Origin of the sequence: Pinirhizobacter sp. (assembly GCF_035317885.1) — a bacterium.
Classification (GTDB): domain Bacteria; phylum Pseudomonadota; class Gammaproteobacteria; order Xanthomonadales; family Rhodanobacteraceae; genus Pinirhizobacter.
The window spans coordinates 1-15,872 of record NZ_DATHFX010000532.1 but is presented as its reverse complement, the minus strand read 5'-3'; the positions used below and the strand labels follow the sequence as shown (position 1 = coordinate 15,872).

17 protein-coding genes are annotated in these 15,872 nt (G+C 65.9%); 10 read left to right on the top strand and 7 right to left on the bottom strand.

What is annotated here, in order from left to right; all coding sequences use genetic code 11:
• The first annotated feature begins 36 nt into the window (after positions 1 to 36).
• On the top strand, positions 37 to 351 hold the full coding sequence (locus VK519_RS17565; protein WP_324351935.1) for a non-heme iron oxygenase ferredoxin subunit: 315 nt from the start codon (positions 37 to 39) through the stop codon (positions 349 to 351).
• Positions 352 to 394: 43 nt separating this feature from the next.
• Here the strand turns inward: VK519_RS17565 and VK519_RS17560 are convergent, their stop codons facing one another.
• Positions 395 to 1,165: a MipA/OmpV family protein gene (locus VK519_RS17560; protein WP_324351929.1), complete on the bottom strand. Its 771-nt coding sequence runs from the start codon at positions 1,163 to 1,165 to the stop codon at positions 395 to 397.
• Between the two features lie 132 nt (positions 1,166 to 1,297).
• Here VK519_RS17560 and VK519_RS17555 point away from each other — a divergent pair, with 132 nt between their 5' ends.
• From VK519_RS17555 to VK519_RS17540, 4 genes are read left to right on the top strand one after another with little or no spacing between them, the layout of a single operon-like run.
• Positions 1,298 to 2,014: an HAD-IB family phosphatase gene (locus VK519_RS17555; RefSeq protein ID WP_324351927.1), complete on the top strand. Its 717-nt coding sequence runs from the start codon at positions 1,298 to 1,300 to the stop codon at positions 2,012 to 2,014.
• A complete protein-coding gene (locus VK519_RS17550; RefSeq protein WP_324351925.1) occupies positions 2,011 to 3,414 on the top strand; it encodes an aspartate aminotransferase family protein in 1,404 nt (467 codons plus the stop codon). Before VK519_RS17555 ends, VK519_RS17550 begins: the two co-directional genes overlap by 4 nt.
• A gap of 22 nt (positions 3,415 to 3,436) precedes the next feature.
• On the top strand, positions 3,437 to 4,468 hold the full coding sequence (locus VK519_RS17545; RefSeq protein ID WP_324351923.1) for a GNAT family N-acetyltransferase: 1,032 nt from the start codon (positions 3,437 to 3,439) through the stop codon (positions 4,466 to 4,468).
• Positions 4,468 to 5,325 (top strand): arginase family protein, encoded by an 858-nt coding sequence (locus VK519_RS17540; RefSeq protein WP_324351933.1) that lies wholly within the window; start codon positions 4,468 to 4,470, stop codon positions 5,323 to 5,325. The genes VK519_RS17545 and VK519_RS17540 overlap by 1 nt, the downstream gene beginning before the upstream one ends.
• On the opposite strand, the gene VK519_RS17535 is transcribed toward VK519_RS17540, so the two are convergent.
• The 6 genes from VK519_RS17535 to VK519_RS17510 form a co-directional block, all read right to left on the bottom strand.
• Entirely contained in the window at positions 5,322 to 6,521 is a 1,200-nt protein-coding gene (locus VK519_RS17535; protein ID WP_324351921.1) for a DegT/DnrJ/EryC1/StrS family aminotransferase, read from the bottom strand. The two genes, VK519_RS17540 and VK519_RS17535, sit on opposite strands and share 4 nt — an antisense overlap.
• Positions 6,505 to 6,885 carry a DMT family transporter gene (locus VK519_RS17530; RefSeq protein ID WP_324351919.1) on the bottom strand — a complete coding sequence of 127 codons (381 nt, stop codon included), beginning with the start codon at positions 6,883 to 6,885 and terminating at the stop codon, positions 6,505 to 6,507. Before VK519_RS17530 ends, VK519_RS17535 begins: the two co-directional genes overlap by 17 nt.
• Complete coding sequence (locus tag VK519_RS17525) at positions 6,885 to 7,241, bottom strand: DMT family transporter (protein ID WP_324351917.1); 357 nt, start codon at positions 7,239 to 7,241, stop codon at positions 6,885 to 6,887. Before VK519_RS17525 ends, VK519_RS17530 begins: the two co-directional genes overlap by 1 nt.
• A gap of 8 nt (positions 7,242 to 7,249) precedes the next feature.
• Positions 7,250 to 8,077: an alpha/beta hydrolase gene (locus VK519_RS17520; RefSeq protein WP_324351916.1), complete on the bottom strand. Its 828-nt coding sequence runs from the start codon at positions 8,075 to 8,077 to the stop codon at positions 7,250 to 7,252.
• Between the two features lie 64 nt (positions 8,078 to 8,141).
• Positions 8,142 to 9,545: a sensor histidine kinase gene (locus VK519_RS17515; RefSeq protein WP_324351914.1), complete on the bottom strand. Its 1,404-nt coding sequence runs from the start codon at positions 9,543 to 9,545 to the stop codon at positions 8,142 to 8,144.
• Between the two features lie 4 nt (positions 9,546 to 9,549).
• Positions 9,550 to 10,236, bottom strand: coding sequence for a response regulator (locus tag VK519_RS17510; RefSeq protein ID WP_324351912.1), 687 nt, complete (start codon positions 10,234 to 10,236; stop codon positions 9,550 to 9,552).
• A 148-nt stretch (positions 10,237 to 10,384) separates the two neighbouring features.
• Between VK519_RS17510 and VK519_RS17505 the strand changes: the two genes are divergently transcribed.
• The 5 genes from VK519_RS17505 (at position 10,385) to VK519_RS17485 (ending at position 15,742) form a co-directional block, all read left to right on the top strand.
• A complete protein-coding gene (locus VK519_RS17505; RefSeq protein ID WP_324351910.1) occupies positions 10,385 to 11,008 on the top strand; it encodes a PepSY-associated TM helix domain-containing protein in 624 nt (207 codons plus the stop codon).
• A gap of 17 nt (positions 11,009 to 11,025) precedes the next feature.
• The gene (locus tag VK519_RS17500; protein WP_324351908.1) at positions 11,026 to 11,538 is read left to right on the top strand and encodes a DUF2271 domain-containing protein; all 513 of its coding nucleotides are present in this window, start codon (positions 11,026 to 11,028) and stop codon (positions 11,536 to 11,538) included.
• 17 nt (positions 11,539 to 11,555) lie between these two features.
• Positions 11,556 to 12,365: a DUF4198 domain-containing protein gene (locus tag VK519_RS17495; protein ID WP_324351931.1), complete on the top strand. Its 810-nt coding sequence runs from the start codon at positions 11,556 to 11,558 to the stop codon at positions 12,363 to 12,365.
• A gap of 89 nt (positions 12,366 to 12,454) precedes the next feature.
• Positions 12,455 to 13,432: an FAD:protein FMN transferase gene (locus tag VK519_RS17490; RefSeq protein ID WP_414692771.1), complete on the top strand. Its 978-nt coding sequence runs from the start codon at positions 12,455 to 12,457 to the stop codon at positions 13,430 to 13,432.
• A gap of 78 nt (positions 13,433 to 13,510) precedes the next feature.
• A complete protein-coding gene (locus VK519_RS17485; RefSeq protein WP_324351905.1) occupies positions 13,511 to 15,742 on the top strand; it encodes a M1 family metallopeptidase in 2,232 nt (743 codons plus the stop codon).
• The last annotated feature ends 130 nt before the right edge of the window (positions 15,743 to 15,872 follow it).

The window sequence follows — 15,872 nt, the reverse complement described above, 5'->3', positions numbered from 1 at the left end:
CGCGCTGCGCAAGGTGTCCAGGCTGCTGGTGGCCCCGTGAACGGCTGGATCCGGGTGGGGACGCGCAGCGAATTGCTGCCGGGCGAGTTCCGCGTGGTCTTCGACGGCGACACCCCGATCGCCGTTTACAACATAGACGGCGAGCTCCATGCCATCGAGGACACCTGTACCCATGACGGCGGCGAGCTGGCCGGGGGTCCGGTGGTCGGTTACGAGGTGGAGTGCATCCGCCACGGCGCGCGCTTCGACCTGCGCACTGGCGAAGTCACCTGTCCGCCGGCGTGGGAGCCGGTCGCGGTGTTCCCCGTCCGCGAAGAAGACGGCGCCATATGGACGCGCGACGATCGCTGAAATTACGCTGGCGGCGATGCTGCTGGCCGTGCCAAGGCTGCCCTCAGAAGTGCACCAGCCACGCCAATGACGTGGTGACCTGCGTGGCCGAACCGTAGCTGCGCACCAGCGGGCTGCGCGCTGCGTCACCTTGCAGGCGGCCCACGTTGATGGCCAGCGCAAATCCGGTCTTATGGCTTGTGGGAATGAAGGCGTCGTATTCGATCGTGGCGAGCTCGGCTCCGGCACCGGGCCGCCAGGGCGACGTGCCGATGGCCTGCGCCTGGTCCTGCGTGACACCGAAGAAGCGGCGCATGGCCGCTCCGTTCATGCCGTTCCATTGCACTTCGACCGAATGCTCGACATACCAGAAGCCGGGCAGGTTGACGTCGCCGTAAATGGCCGTATAAACGCCCGCTCCCTGTGTGTCGTGCGACAGTTGCGCGCCCATGCTGAAGGTCTTGTCGAAACGGTATTCCAGGTATCCGCCGCCGTGGATGCGCGGCGACAGCGGGGGGATGATGCCGCCCAGCTTGCCCAACGAATCCCGCGTGCGTCCCCACAGGTAGTTGCCATAGATGCCGCCATGCCAGGCCTCGCCGTCGATGAGGTCGAGCTCCAGGCCGTCGGTGGTGGAAATGGAACCCAGGTGCGGCACGTCGATGTCGATGTAGGGCACCACCTGGCTGCGATGGTCGCTTGATCCGACCCATCCGGGCATGCGCTCGACACCCACGCCCAGGGCATACGTGGACGTTTCCTGCGCAAGGCTTCCCGTGGCAAAAACGGCCAACGCCATGCCACTCCCAAGCAGGGCGGCCACACTGCATTTCATAAGCATTCCATAAGAAACCAGCCGCTCCTCAACGGTGCGGCGATCATAGTTTATAAATCGCAGGAACATGGAAAGGGGCTCGAAAGCTTGCGTGCCTAGCCTTTGCGTCAATCTCGTGCGCAGGAGCGCATAGTGTTGATCGCCCCGTCCACGCCGTGGACCATCCTTTGCGACTTCGATGGCACCGTCGCGGTGGAAGATGTCATCGATTCCTTGTTGGTGCGCTTCGGCCGTCCCGGCTGGGAGGCGCTCGAGGACGACTGGCGTGCCGGTCGCATCGGTTCGCGCGAATGCATGCAAGGCCAGGTGGGCTTGCTCGACGTCTCGCGCGACGAACTGGACGCGCACCTGGACTCCCTCGGCATTGACCACGGCTTCGCCGCTTTCGTGGAGCTTGCCCACGACTGCCGTGTAGGCCTGCGCATCGTCAGCGATGGCCTGGACTACGCCATCGCACGCATCCTGGGCCGGTACGGCCTGGACCATCTGCCCGTGTCCGCCAATAGCCTGCAACCTGCAGGTTGCAGGCAATGGACGCTGCAATCCCCCTCCAGCAGCGCAGGCTGCGGCGCGGGCACCTGTAAATGCGCGGTGGCATCGCGCGCGGCCCTGGTGCCGGCGCGCACCCTGCTGATCGGCGATGGCGCGTCCGACTTCTGCGCCGCCGACCGCGTGGACTTCGTCTTCGCCAAGCACCGCCTGATCGAACACTGTCGTTCGGCGGGCATTCCCTATGCGCCGATCGCCAGCTTCGATGAGGCCATCGCCCTGTTGCCCTCGCTGCTCGACGGCAGCCTTACCGACACCCACACGACGCTCCCGCTGCACACCGAGAAATTGCCCGCATGACCCTCTTCCCGAAAGACACCATCATTGCCAACGACGACGCGCAGCTGCTTGCCGACGAAGCGGAGTACTGCTCGTTCGGCGACACCGTGCACTATGTCGACCCGCCGAAGATCTTCCGCCGTGCCGAGGGAAGCTTCATCTACGACAGCGCCAACGTGCCCTTCCTCGACCTGCAGATGTGGTACTCGGCGGTCAACTTCGGTTACGGCAACAAGCGGCTGAACGACAAGCTGAAGGAACAGATCGACCTGCTTCCGCAGGTGGCAAGCCAGTACCTGCATCCGACCAAGATCGAGCTCGCCAGGACCATCGCACAGGATGCGCAGAAGAAGTTCGGCCTGAAGGGGCGCTGCCATTTCAACGTGGGCGGCGCGCAGGCGGTGGAAGACTCCCTGAAGATCGTACGCAATGCCTGCAACGGCAAGCAGCTGATGTTCGCCTTCGAAGGCGGTTACCACGGGCGCACGCTCGGTGCCTCGGCCATTACCTCCAGCTATCGCTACCGCCGCCGTTTTGGCCACTTCAGCGACCGGGCGATGTTCCTGCCGTTCCCGTATCCGTTCCGCCGTCCCAAAGGCATGACACCGGAGGAATACTCCGATCATTGCGTGAACCAGTTCGCGCGCCTGTTCGAGACCGAATACAACGGCGTGCTCGACACCAAGACCGGCCAGAGCGAATACGCAGCGTTCTACGTCGAGCCGATCCAGGGCACCGGCGGCTACGTGGTGCCGCCGATGGGCTTCTTCCAGGGCCTGAAGAAGGTGCTGGACAAGCACGGCATCCTGATGGTGGTCGATGAGATCCAGATGGGTTTCTGGCGCACCGGCAAGCTATGGTCGATCGAGCATTTCGGCGTAACGCCTGATGTGATCGTCTTCGGCAAGGCGCTCACCAATGGCCTGAACCCGCTCTCGGGCCTGTGGGCACGCGAGGAGCTGATCAATCCGGAGATCTTCCCGCCGGGGTCCACCCATTCCACCTTCAATTCCAACCCGCTCGGCACCTCGCTTGGACTGGAAGTGATCAAGATGGGTTATGAGCTCGATTACGAAACCACCGTGCCCGCCAAGGGTGCGCATTTCCTCGCAGGCTTGCGCGACCTACAGAAGAAGCACAAGGAAATCGGCGACGTCGACGGCCTGGGCCTGGCCTTGCGCGCGGAGATCTGCACCGAGGACGGGTTCACGCCCAACAAGGCGCTGCTCGATCGCATGGTCGACATTGGCCTTGCCGGCGACCTGGAACACCAGGGCCGGAAGATCGGCCTGGTACTGGATGTCGGTGGCTGGTACAAGAACGTGATCACCTTCGCGCCGTCGCTTGAGATCAGCGTTGAGGAGATCGACCTTGCGATCTCGCTGCTCGACCAGCTGCTGACGCGCGCGAAGAAAGCCTGAACCTGGGCGGCCGGGGCAGGGCATGGCGTTCATCAACCAGCTCGAGCCCTGGGGCCTGTTGCGCGAGTTCAGCCTGGCGCCGCCGGCGGGCTTCCGCAGCCTCACCTCCGTCGATGGCGTGCCGATGTTCGACACGCCGTTCGACCTATTGACCACTGCCGATGACGCGATGCGCGCATCGTTGCACCGCGTACCGGGCCTGTCGCGCCTGTTGCGCTGGCGCACGCGTTTCGTCGGTTCCACGGTGAGCGAGTATGCGCTGTTTCCACCCGGTGCCGATCCGCGCGCGATGGCCCGCCAGCTGCGCGTCGAGCAGGGCGGCGCCCGTGCATTGTTGATCGTCAAGGATCTCCCCACCCAGTCGCCGTTGTTGTCAGCGGACGAGAACGCCTGGACTGCCGCCTTCGCGACGGCTTGCATGGCTGAAGGTTTCGTCCTGCTCGACGGCCAGGCGCTGGCGTGGGTGCCGATCGACTTTGCCGACGAAGATGCGTACCTGGCGCGGTTGTCGGCGTCGCGGCGAAAAAACATCCGCCGCAAGCTGCGCAGCCGAGCGGACCTGGACATCCAGGCCGTGCCGACGGGACCGGCGCTGGCGGCGCCCTCGCATCTGGATGAGATGATCGCGCTGTACGAAAACGTCTACGCGCAAAGCGAAATCCACTTCGACAGGCTACAACCGGCCTACCTGCGGGGGCTCTTCACCGATGCCGACAGCGGCGGCACGGTTTTCCTTTACCGCCACGCCGGACGCCTGGTCGGCTGGAACCTCTGTTACGAGTATCGCGGCCGCCTGGTCGACAAATACATTGGCCTGGCCTACCCGGAAGCGCGCACGCACAACCTTTATGCGGTGAGCTGGATGCACAATCTTGCCCATGCGCGCGAGCGGGGATTGTCGGCGTACGTTGCCGGCTGGACCGACTCCGAGGTGAAGGCATCGCTGGGCGCGCGGTTTACCCCGACGCGACACGCGGTGTTTGCGCGCAACCGGCTGCTGCGTGCAGCGCTGCGCCGCATGGCCTGCCGCTTCGAAGCCGAGGCTGCATCGTGATCGCAAGCGCGCCGGTGGTGCTGGATCTGGACGGCTCGCTAGGCAGCTTGCCGGCACGACTGGTACTGCCTTTGCGCGAATGGGAGGAAGCCTTGCGCTTTGCCGCCACCTGGCGCGCCATGCGGCGTTTCGGCGCCACGCTGGACGCCATCCTTCCCGAGCGGCACGGCACGGTGTTCATGGGTAGCGGCGACTTCCATCACTTGTCGCTGCCCCTGATCGAACGTCGCGGCCGGGAAGGGCGTTTCCAGGTGGTGGTGCTGGACAATCATCCGGACAACATGCGTTTCGCCTGGGGCGTGCATTGCGGCTCCTGGGTACGGCGCGTGGCGGCGCTGGAGCAGGTAAGCCACGTGCACGTGCTGGGCATCACCTCCAGCGACATTGGAGCGCGGCGTGCCTGGGAGAACTACCTGGCGCCGTTGCGCCGCGGCAAGCTCACTTACTGGAGTCTCGAGGTTGATGTTTCCTGGGCCAGGCGCTTGGGGATGGCCGCGCGCTTCCGGCCGTTCGCCACGCCCGATGAACTGGTCGATGCGTTCTGCCGTGAATACGCGCAGGAGCCGACGTACCTGTCGATCGACAAGGACGTGTTCGCCCCCGGCGTCGCCCGGACCAACTGGGACCAGGGTGTGTTTGACGAAGACCACGCGCTGGCGGTGATCAATGCCTTGCAAGGGAACCTGGTGGGAAGCGACGTTACCGGTGAGATTTCCGCCTATCGTTACCGCAACCCGGTCAAGCGCTGGCTGAGCGCGTTGGACGACCAGCCGCTCGTCGGCGGGGCGGAACTGGCCGGCTGGCAGGCCGGGCAGCACGCGCTGAACCTCCGGCTGCTCGAAGCCCTGCGCGCCTAGGGCCGTGCCCGCGCCACGCGCTCGAGCACGCGGCAGATCGATTCAAACGTCACATCATCGAGCCATGGGCTGTTGCTGATGGTCATGCTGCGCGCTGCGAAGTCGCGCGCATTGGGAACGTCGCCGGGAATCGGTCCCAGCGCCGGGTAGTCGGCCATGGCGTGGATGAAGAGGCGGCTGACGCCCCGGCCCCCGGTCCACAGGGCATCCATCGCAAGGTCGCGGGTGGCACGGTCACACAGGCGCAGCAGGAAGTAGGGCCAGGTGCCGTGCTGGCCCGCGCCATCGCCAAACACGTGCACGCCGTGGATGGCACGCAGCCGCGGCAGGCGGCGCGCGGCGCGGTGGTTGCCGGCGGCAAGGAATGCGGGCAGGCGGGTGATCGCCGCACTGCCCACGCCATTGCGCCAACGACCCACGCGATGGAAGGGCAGGCCATCGGGCATGTCGTCGCCCACCGCCTGCACCAGTTCGCCACGGGCCAGGGAGCGGCGTAATGGATCGCCATAGGCCCGGCGCAACCCGCGCGGATGGTAGAGCGCGGCATAGCCCACCAGTTCGGCGCTGCGCCGCAGTTCCCAGTCCAGGCGCCGTGGCTGGTGTACGTCGCCCATCGCCCGGCGGACGTCCGGGCGGCGGCTTACCAGCAGGCCTCCTTCGAAAATCGAAAGGCCCTTGCCGGCGGCAAGGCTGAAGAACCCCACGTCCCCCTGCATGCCCACGCTCTCGTCGCCCACCCGCGCACCCAGCGCCTGCGCGGCGTCCTCGACGACGAAGGCACCGGCATTGCCGGCGATGTGCGAGATGGTGGCCACGTCCACGATACGTCCGGCCAGGTGGGTGGGCAACACAGCCAGCGTGCGTTCGTTGCACGTGTCTTCCAGTTGCCGGGGATCGAAGCCGAAGCCACCGTGCTCGGTGTCGCAAAGCTTCGGTTCAAGGCCGGCGCGCCGCACCGCCAGGCCGACGAGCGGGCACGTGTAGCCTGGCATCACCACTTCGCGGCGCGATGGCGCCATGGCGTGCAAGGCGCGAAGCGCGATCACCAGCGCCGCTGAGCCTGAGCAGGTGAGGAGGGCATCCTCGCAGCCTAAGAACCCGGCCGCGCGCGTGGCCAGGCGGGGCCGGCGCGGCAAAAGATCGCGCCAGCGCAGCGGCAGCCCCGCGGTTGGCGGGATTTCAGTTTGGCGCTGCATCGCGTTCGGCCAGCGCCAGGCACACAATGCCTGCGATGATGGCCAGGGCGCCGGTAACGCGCCCCGGTGTCAGTGCCTCGTTGAACAACCATGCCGAAAGCAGCAATACACTCACGACTTCAAGGTGCGAGGCGGCGAACGCGGGGCCGATCGGCGCGCGCTGCAGCAAGGTCATCCAGCTGAAGAACGCACCGAGGTAACCGATGATGGCGCCATAGATCCACGGATGGGAAAACACGCGCCATAACCACGCGGTACTGGCTTCCACCGGCAGCGCATGGTTGCCGGCCATCTTGAAGGAAAGCTGCGCCAGCGTGTCGAACGCCATCAGGCACAGGAAACCCACCACGTAGAAGCGGCGCATCAGGTGGCTCCCACGATGGCCACGCCCAGGCTCACCAGTGCCATGCCGGTCACGCGCAGGGGTGTCAGCCGCTCGCCGAACAGCCAGCGGCCGGCCAGCATCACCACCACGATGTTGATCGAACCGAGCAATACGCCATCGGACAGCGGTACCAGTGAAAGGAAGGCGATCCATACCAGGAACTCCACCACATAGCAGCCGCCACCGAGCCACAGCCAGGGACGAGCCAGCATGTGCTTCCACCGCGCCAGGCCAACGCCTGCGTCCGGATCACCCGCTGCGGCCTTGAAGGAAAGTTGGCCGACCGTGTCCAGCGAGATGTTGGCCAGCCACAGGCCCAGGGCCAGCGTGTTCATCGGCGGATCTAAGCGGCCGCGCGCATGGGGCCGGCGACATCACGGAAGAATGCCGCCGCCGCGTCCACCAGCACGTTGCGTTCGCGGTCGATGGTGATCATGTGATAGCTGTCGCGCAGCAGGAGCATCTTCACGCGCCCGGCGACACGGTCGCGCACCAGGTAGGCATTGCCAAGGCTGGCTATGTCGTCGTCGACGGCATGGGCTATCAGGCACGGCGCGGTCACCCGCGGCAGGTCGCGTTGAACCTGTCTTGAGAGCACGAACATTTCGGCCAGCGCGTGCCATGGATTACCCGGCAAGCCGGCGGCCGCGCTATCACCCTGGAGCATCTGCCGGCTGACCTGCGCACGCAGGCGCTCATCACGGATGCCATAGGGCGGTTCTTCCATGAAGCTGCGGTTGCGGCCGATGCCGAGCTTCTTGAACAGCGGCAGCAGGAAGGAGAGCTTCGCTTTCCAGGGGATGCTCCAGCCGTCGTAACGGAACGTGGCACCGAACACGCCTACGCCGCTCACCAGGTCTGGCCGCCCGGCGGCGAGCTTCAGCGCCAGCAGCGCTCCCATCGAAAGGCCGGCGACGAATATATGGTCACATGTTGCGCGCATCTGCATCGCGGCGGCCTCGACGCTTGCGTACCAATCCTGCCAGGTGGTGGCCAGGAGGTCCTCCTCGCTTCCGCAATGGCCGGCCAGTTGCACGCCGTGTACGGTGAAGCCGGCACGGTTCAGGCCCTTGCCGACCAGGCGCATCTCGGTGGGGGTGCCGGTCAAACCGTGGACCAGCAACACGCCCAAGCGGTCGCCGGGAAGGGTAAATTCAGCAGGCGCGGTCATCAATGTCAGTCCGTGGCGTGGGTAGTCCAGCCATAGGCAAGAGGTTGCGGCCCGGCGGTTTCAGTCACCTTTCGATGGCCACGGGAAAGACGATTTCCACCCGCAGGCCGCCGCCGCGGGCGTGGGCAAAACGCACGTTCGCCGCATGCACGTCGGCGATCCGCTCGACGATGGCAAGGCCAAGGCCGGTGCCGCCTTCGCGCGCATTGGGCGCGCGGAAAAACCGCTCGCCCAGCCGTGACAGCCATTCGTCGGGCACGCCCGGGCCGTTGTCTTCCACGATCAGCTGCGAACCGCCCGCCGGGTCGGCGGCCACGCTCACGGTCACTGAACTTCCGCGCCCGGCATGGGCGATGGCGTTGTCGATCAGGTTGTCGAGCATTTCCTGCAGCATCAATGAGTCGCCGCGCACCACGCGTGGCTGGTCGCCACCTTCGAAGCCGAGGTCGACACCCGCGGCGATCGCATCGTGGATGCGCTGGCCGACCATGCCGGGCACGGCCTTCTGCAGGTCGATGTCCATCAGCGGCGTGTGGTCGCTGTTGGGCGATTGGGCGCGGGTGAGTGACAGCAGCTGGGTGGAGGCGCGCGAGGCGCGCGCGGTGAGTCGTTCGATGTGTTCGAAGGCATCGGCCATCGCCTCGGGGCTGCGGTTGGCCTGCGCGCGTTCCACGTGCATGCGAAGTCCCGCCAACGGCGTGCGCAGCTGGTGCGCGGCGTCGGCGATGAAACGCTCCTGCAGGACGAACACGCCGCGCAGGCGGGCGAACAAGCCGTCGATGGTGCGCGTCAGCGGCAGGATCTCCACCGGCACGTCGGTGTCGCCGATTGGTCCCAGGTCGTGTTCGCGCCGCGCCAGGCGTGCGGTCAGGGGGTCCAGCACGCGCAGCCCGTGGGTCACGCCGAACCACACCAGGCACAGGATGGCCAGGATCAGCAGCGATTGAAGCGGCACGGTAAGCAGCAGGATTTCCCCCGCACGCTGGCGCCGGCCCTTCAGCGTCTCGGCGACCTGGATGGTCAGGATGTCCGAAGGATCATCCGCGCTTGGTACCCGCATCACAGCCGCGCGCAGGGGACGGCGCCGGTGCATGGTGTCGTAGAGCTGCGGCGCCGCGCCCACCGCGGGCACGGTGGCATTGGGCGGGATGTCCTCGTTCTGGTCCAGGCGGCCGCGCTTGCTGCTGTCGATGGTGAAGAAAGTGCGTCCATCCGGATCGAATTCCAGAAGGAAGCGCGCCTGCGGCGCGATGTCGCCGGCCAGTCCATGGCTGCTTTCCATGGTGGCGAGCGTCACGGCCGAATCGGAGAGATCCTTGTCGTGGATCGAGTTCGAATAGGCCAGCGCGCCGGCATAGGTGAGCAAGGCATCACCCACCAGCACCAGCAACACCGGTACCAGCAGGAAGGTCAGCAGCCGCCCGCGCAGGCTCGGCGTGGCGCCAGGGGCGCGGGATCGGCTGGACACGCCCTTAGTGCTCGGTGGCTGTGGCTTCGGCTTCCTCGAGCAGGTAGCCCAGGCCGCGCACCGTACGCACGCTGGTACCCGAACCCTTGAGCTTGCGCCGCAACCGGTGCAGGGCGATGTCCAGTCCGTTGTCGGTGAGATCCTGGTCCCAGTTGCACAGCGCCTCGATCAACTGCGCGCGGCTGGTGACACGGTCCGGGCGCGCGGCCAGGGCCTCGAGCAGGCCGAATTCGCGCGCGGTGAGTTCCAGCGGGGTTTCCTCCACCCAGGCCCGATGGCCCGGGAGATCCAGGCGGAGCTTGCCCATGGTCCATTCGGGCGTGCCGTTGCTGGTCCGCCGGCGTAGTTGCGCGCGTACGCGCGCATCAAGCTCGGCCAGGGCGAACGGCTTGACCAGGTAGTCGTCGGCGCCCAGGTCGAGCACACGGACGCGCTCGCGAAGGCCTTCGCGAGCCGTCACTACGATCACCGGCAACTCCGTGCCGCGGCGGCGCAGGCGCGTAAGCACGTCGCTACCGTCCAGCAGCGGCAGGCCGAGGTCCAGCACGAGCAGGTCGTACGTGTGGTCTCGAAGTGCATGGTCGGCGCGTTGTCCGTCGGCGACATGGTCCACGGCGTGGCCGCCCTGGCGCAGCGAGGCGCAGATACCTGCCGAGATGGAGCTGTCGTCTTCGGCTACGAGAATGCGCATGGTGGTTCCACCTCTTTGCTAGTGATTCTCATTTGTGTCAACATCGTAACTTCTTGCGATGGCGGCCACGGACGGCCGTCATCTGCCCCGGGTCACGCCGGGCACGCATATTCGACCACGAACCGACTGAAGGAACGTAGACCCGCCCATGGCCGACGCCCACGCCGACCGCAAGCGCCGCGCCTGGTGGCTGAAGCAACTGCACACCTGGCACTGGGTCAGTTCCGCGGTCTGCCTGGCTGGTTTGCTGCTGTTCGCCATCACCGGCATCACGCTCAACCACGCCCGTAGCATCGAATCGACAGCGTCGACGGAACATCGTTCCGGAACCCTGGGCGCCGGCGCCCTGGCGGCACTGCAGGCCACGGGGGGCCGCGGCGCGCTTCCCGGCGCGGTGGTGCAGGACATCCGCCGTGCGATCGGCGTGCAGGTGGGGCCGGTGGCGCCGGAGTGGAGCGACGATGAAGCCTACCTGGGCCTGCCGCGGCCCGGCGGTGACGCCTGGCTCACCATCGACCGCACCGATGGCGCCATCACCTACGAAGCCACCGACCGCGGATGGGTGGCCTGGGCCAACGACCTGCACAAGGGCCGCAATGCAGGCCTGGCCTGGTCGGTGTTCCTGGACGTGTTCGCCGTGGCGTGCCTGGTGTTCGCCATCAGCGGCCTGTTCCTGTTGAAGCTGCATGCCGCGCGCCGCGCCGCGACCTGGCCGATGGTGGGTTTCGGCCTGCTGTTGCCGTTGCTGATCGTGCTGTTCCTGATCCACTGACCAAACGGAAATAACCAATGCACAAGTGGCTTGTCCTGGTCGTCGCCATCGTGTTGCCGTTGCCTGCCATTGCCACGCAACTGGCCATCTCGGTGACCATTCCGCCACTTAAGGTGGCCGAATACCACCGGCCTTACGTCGCCGCCTGGATCGAGCGCGAGGACCACACCGTCGTTGCGAACCTGGCCGTCTGGTACGACGTGCGCAAGGCCGACAACGAAGGCACCAAGTGGTTGAAGGATCTTCGCCAATGGTGGAGGCGTTCCGGTCGCGATACGGCCATGCCCGTCGACGGCGTCAGTGGTGCCACGCGGCCCGCCGGCCAGCATCGGTTGAACCTCGCATCAGGATCGCCGCCATTGGGCAACCTGCCCCCGGGCCGTTACGAACTCGTCGTTGAGGCTGCCCGTGAAGTGGGTGGCCGCGAGGTGCTGCGGTTGCCCTTCGCCTGGCCTGTCGATCCGCGTGCGCCACTCTCGGTGCATGGCAAGGACGAGCTTGGCCTGGTCACCCTAGACATCATTCACTAGGAATTATTGCCATGAAGATGATCCATGCCGCCACGGCCCTTGCCCTTGTCTTCGCCGCTGCGCTGCCGCAGGCGGCCCGCGCGCACAAGATGTGGATCGTGCCCTCGGCCACCGTGCTCAGCGGCGGCGACGCCTGGGTGACGGTCGATGCCGCCATCTCCAACGATCTTTACTATCCCGATCATTTCCCGGCGCCGATGGACCGCATCGAGGTCACTGCGCCCGATGGCGCCGCCGTTGCGCCAGAGAACGCGGCCACCGGCAAGTTCCGCAGCACCTTCGACGTGCACCTGGCCCGGCCCGGCACGTATCGCATTGCCTTGCGCAACGATGGATTGCTCGCCACCTACACGCTGGCCGGCGAGAAGAAGCGCTGGCGGGGCACGGCGGGCGAACTTGCCACGGCGATTCCCGCCGCAGCGACCGGGGTCAAGGTATCGGAGTCGGTATCGCGGGTGGAGAGTTTCGTCACCGCCGGCGCAACCACCCAGGGCGTGTTCAAGCCCACCAACCGGGGCTTGGAACTGGCGCCGGTAACACACCCGAACGATCTTGCCAGCGGCGAGGCGGCCACGTTCCGCCTGCTGCTCGATGGCAAGCCTGTATCGGGCATCAAGGTGACCGCGATCGCCGGTGCCACGCGCTATCGCGATGCTGCCGGGGAACTCAACGCCACCACCGCAGCCGACGGCAGTTTCAGTTTTACCTGGCCCGCGGCCGGCATGTACTGGATGAGTGCTTCCACTGAAGACGGCAAGGCTTCGGTGAAGCAGGCCACGGAGCGTCGGCTGGCATACACCGCCACGCTGGAAGTGCTGCCCCAGTAATGGCGGGCGGGTATCGGGCACGCTGGCGTTGGGCGCGTCGCATTGCGGCGTGCGTGTCGTGCGCGTACCTCGTGCTGGCGTCGACCACGGTGCCCGCGGCGCCGTCTATCCGCATGGGCAGTCTCAAGGGCCTGACCATGGGCACCAGCTGGACGGCCACGGTGATAGTGCCGGCATCGTCGGATCTGCCGACCCTGCAAGGGGTGGTGCAGGCCGCGCTGGACCGTGTGGACCAGCAGATGAGCACATACAAACCCGACTCGTCGCTCAATCGCTTCAACCGGGCACCGGCGGGTAGCTGGCAGGTGCTGGAGCCGGAGTTCTTTACCGTGTTGGCCCATGCGCTGTCCGTGGCCCGCGACAGTGAAGGCGCTTACGACCCGACGGTGGGCCCGTTGGTCAACCTGTGGGGGTTCGGCCCGGCGATACCTTCGGCCATGCCTCCATCGTCGTCGTCCATCGATGCCGCCCGGGCGCGAGTGGGTTGGCAGCGCCTGCGCCTGGATACCGCCACGCGCCGCGCGCTACAACCTGGTGGCGTGGCGATCGATCTTTCGGCCGTGGCCAAGGGCTTTGGCGTGGACGAGGCCGGCCGCGCGCTTGAACGCGCGGGCATCGCCTCTTACCTGGTGGAAGTGGGTGGAGAATTGCGTGCCCGCGGGCGCAAGGTGGACGGATCGCCGTGGCGCGTGGGCGTGGAACGCCCGGACGCTGCAACGGCTGCCGCGGGTGCCGGCGACATTGGGGCAAGCGTGCGGCTTGTTGACATGTCCATCGCCACGTCCGGCGATTACCGTCGTTTCCATGCAGGAGCCGATGGACGCCAGTCGCACCATATCGATCCGGCGACCGGTCGGCCGGTGCGGGGCGACCTGGCCTCGGTCAGCATTGTCGCCATGGATTGCATGCAGGCCGACGCCTGGGGCACGGCATTTTCCGTGATGGGCGTGGAGCGCTCGCTGGCTTTCGCGCGCCGCCGCCACATGCCGGTGTTGCTCGTCGAACGCCGCGGCAATGGCTTGGTGGAACACGCTACGCCGCAGTTTGTTGCGATGATCCAACCGTGACCTCTGGCCTATACCACCGGAACCGGCGCCCGGCGCACTCTGCCTGATCGACTACGGGGAGGGGGCTGCATGCTGTGCATGGCCAAAAGTTGGGGCAGTTTGCTCGCCTCAGGTTTGCTGATTTCATCCGCTTCGTTCGCGCAATCCGCGCGGCCGGCACCGCCACCGTCCAGACAGCCACCGTCCACGGCAGCGGCCACCACGCCGCCAGCGCCACCGGCGGGTATCGGCCTGGCTTCACCGCATGCCGCTGCTGCCCTGGTACCGAGCAGCCCCGAGGCCTGGGGCGGTCCACGCACCGGCAAGGAGGCCACGCTGTCCGATCGCGTGGTGGGCTACACCATCGACGCTACGCTCGATGCGCCCAAACACGCCGTGGATGCGAAGGAAAAGCTCACCTGGCGCAACCGCAGCGACCAGCCGGTCAGTGCGATCTACGTACACCTGTATCTCAATGCCTTCGAAAGCGCCGGCAGCACGTTCATGACCGAGCGCAAGGTGATGACGGCGCAGAGCCGTTCGCGGGGCGTGGGCACGATCGAGAAGGGTGATTGGGGCTACATCGACCTCAAGAGCGTCGCCCAGGCCGGCACGCCGCTGAAGTGGTCGTTCGTGCACCCGGACAACGGGCCGGACACCGACCACACGGTGGCCCGCATCGACCTGGCGCAGCCGGTACCGGCGGGTGGAACGCTGGATCTGGACATCGATTTCCACAGCCAGCTGCCGAAGGTGATCGAGCGCACCGGCCATGTCGGCGATTTCAACATGGTGGGCCAGTGGTTCCCGAAGATCGGTGTACTGGAACTTGCCGGTGAGCGTGGTGCCACGGCGCCGCGCTGGAACGTGCACGAGTTCCATTTCTCCAGTGAGTTCTATGCCGACTTCGGTAGCTACGACGTTAGCGTGACCGCCCCGAAGGACTACGTGGTGGCGGCCGTGGGCGAGCAGCAAGGCGATCCGCTGGCCAAGGGCAGCGACCTCACCTGGCGTTTCAAGCAGGGCGACGTGCACGACTTCGCTTTCATGGCGGCGCCCGGCTTCAAGACCATCGAGGGTGAATGGGATCATCCGGGAAGTCCGCACGTGAAGGTCAAGGTGGTGTATCCGCCGGAATACGAAGCCTCCGCGCAACCGGCACTGAAGGCCACCATCGACTCACTCACCTATTTTTCGGACACGCTCGGCGCCTATCCGTACCGTACCGCCACCGCGGTGATCCCGCCGTTCAATGCCGACGAAGCCGGTGGCATGGAATATCCCACCTTCTTCACCGCCGAGGGCTACGACAAGGTCGAGGCTGGTACCGGCAACGTCTTCAACCTTGATTTCGTCACCATCCATGAGTTTGGCCACGGCTACTTCTATGGCCTGCTGGCCACGAACGAATTCGAAGAGCCGATGCTCGACGAAGGCATGAACGAGTATTGGGACATGCGCATGCTGCGCGCGCGCAACCAACCGATGATCCTCGCCAACTCGAAGATGAAGTGGTGGGGTGTCACCAACTCGGTCAACGGCTTCGATCTCGAACGCATCGAAGCGGGGCTTTCCTTCCCTCCCGATCCCCTGGGCCAGAACGCCTGGGATCGATTCTCCAGTTCCAGCTATGGCACGGTGTATTCACGCACGGCCACCGCCATGCACGACCTGGAGGAGCGCCTGGGCCACGAGGCCATGGAGAAGGCTTTCAAGGCGTACTACGCGCGTTGGCATTTCCGCCATCCGTCAGCGGCGGACCTGCGCCAGTCGTTGATCGAGTCCACCGGTGATGCGGACACGGTGAATACCATCTTTAACCAGTACGTTTACGGCACCGGTTTCATCGACGATCGCGTCGTTCGCATCAATACATCCGAAGTGCTTCCGATAGTCGGCCTTACGCTCAAGGACGGCAAGCGGACGGAAGTCACCGAAGAAGAGAACACCAAGCGGATTGCCGATGAGCGCAAGGCCTGGAAGGGCTCGCACGCCGATGCCAAGGACGATGAAGGTCCCTACCCATGGCACAGCACGGTCACCGTGGCACGTGATGGCAATCCGGCGCCGCAGGTGCTGGAGGTGACGTTCGCCGACGGGGTCAAGCAGCGGGTGGCCTGGAACGATGAGCGGCGCTGGGCGCGGTTCGAGTTCGAGCGGCCGGTGAAGGTGGTGTCGGCGGAGCTTGACCCTGATCACAAGATCAACCTCGATACCGACAAAATCAACGACAGCTACACCACCAAGGCCAGTGGCGCGGCCGCACGCCGTTGGACGTCCGACATCGGGGCCGTGTTGCAGGGAATCTACGCCATGCTGGTGACGCTATGAACGGCCTTACGGGAAGGATCGGTTTCGGGGCCTACGCCGGGGCGGCCGTGTCGGCCCTGCAGTGGCGGCTGTTGATTCTCTGGGTGCTGGTGCTGCTTGTTCCCACCGTGATCGTGGCACTGCCGGTGTT

What these genes read in the sequence shown, in the direction of transcription:
- VK519_RS17560 (WP_324351929.1), bottom strand. Translation starts at nt 1,165, where the DNA reads ATGAAATGCAGTGTGGCCGCCCTGCTTGGGAGTGGCATGGCGTTGGCC.
- VK519_RS17485 (WP_324351905.1), top strand. Translation starts at nt 13,511, where the DNA reads ATGGCCAAAAGTTGGGGCAGTTTGCTCGCCTCAGGTTTGCTGATTTCA.
- VK519_RS17530 (WP_324351919.1), bottom strand. Translation starts at nt 6,885, where the DNA reads ATGCGCCGCTTCTACGTGGTGGGTTTCCTGTGCCTGATGGCGTTCGAC.
- VK519_RS17505 (WP_324351910.1), top strand. Translation starts at nt 10,385, where the DNA reads ATGGCCGACGCCCACGCCGACCGCAAGCGCCGCGCCTGGTGGCTGAAG.
- VK519_RS17510 (WP_324351912.1), bottom strand. Translation starts at nt 10,236, where the DNA reads ATGCGCATTCTCGTAGCCGAAGACGACAGCTCCATCTCGGCAGGTATC.
- VK519_RS17550 (WP_324351925.1), top strand. Translation starts at nt 2,011, where the DNA reads ATGACCCTCTTCCCGAAAGACACCATCATTGCCAACGACGACGCGCAG.
- VK519_RS17495 (WP_324351931.1), top strand. Translation starts at nt 11,556, where the DNA reads ATGATCCATGCCGCCACGGCCCTTGCCCTTGTCTTCGCCGCTGCGCTG.
- VK519_RS17545 (WP_324351923.1), top strand. Translation starts at nt 3,437, where the DNA reads ATGGCGTTCATCAACCAGCTCGAGCCCTGGGGCCTGTTGCGCGAGTTC.
- VK519_RS17500 (WP_324351908.1), top strand. Translation starts at nt 11,026, where the DNA reads ATGCACAAGTGGCTTGTCCTGGTCGTCGCCATCGTGTTGCCGTTGCCT.
- VK519_RS17535 (WP_324351921.1), bottom strand. Translation starts at nt 6,521, where the DNA reads ATGCAGCGCCAAACTGAAATCCCGCCAACCGCGGGGCTGCCGCTGCGC.
- VK519_RS17520 (WP_324351916.1), bottom strand. Translation starts at nt 8,077, where the DNA reads ATGACCGCGCCTGCTGAATTTACCCTTCCCGGCGACCGCTTGGGCGTG.
- VK519_RS17525 (WP_324351917.1), bottom strand. Translation starts at nt 7,241, where the DNA reads ATGAACACGCTGGCCCTGGGCCTGTGGCTGGCCAACATCTCGCTGGAC.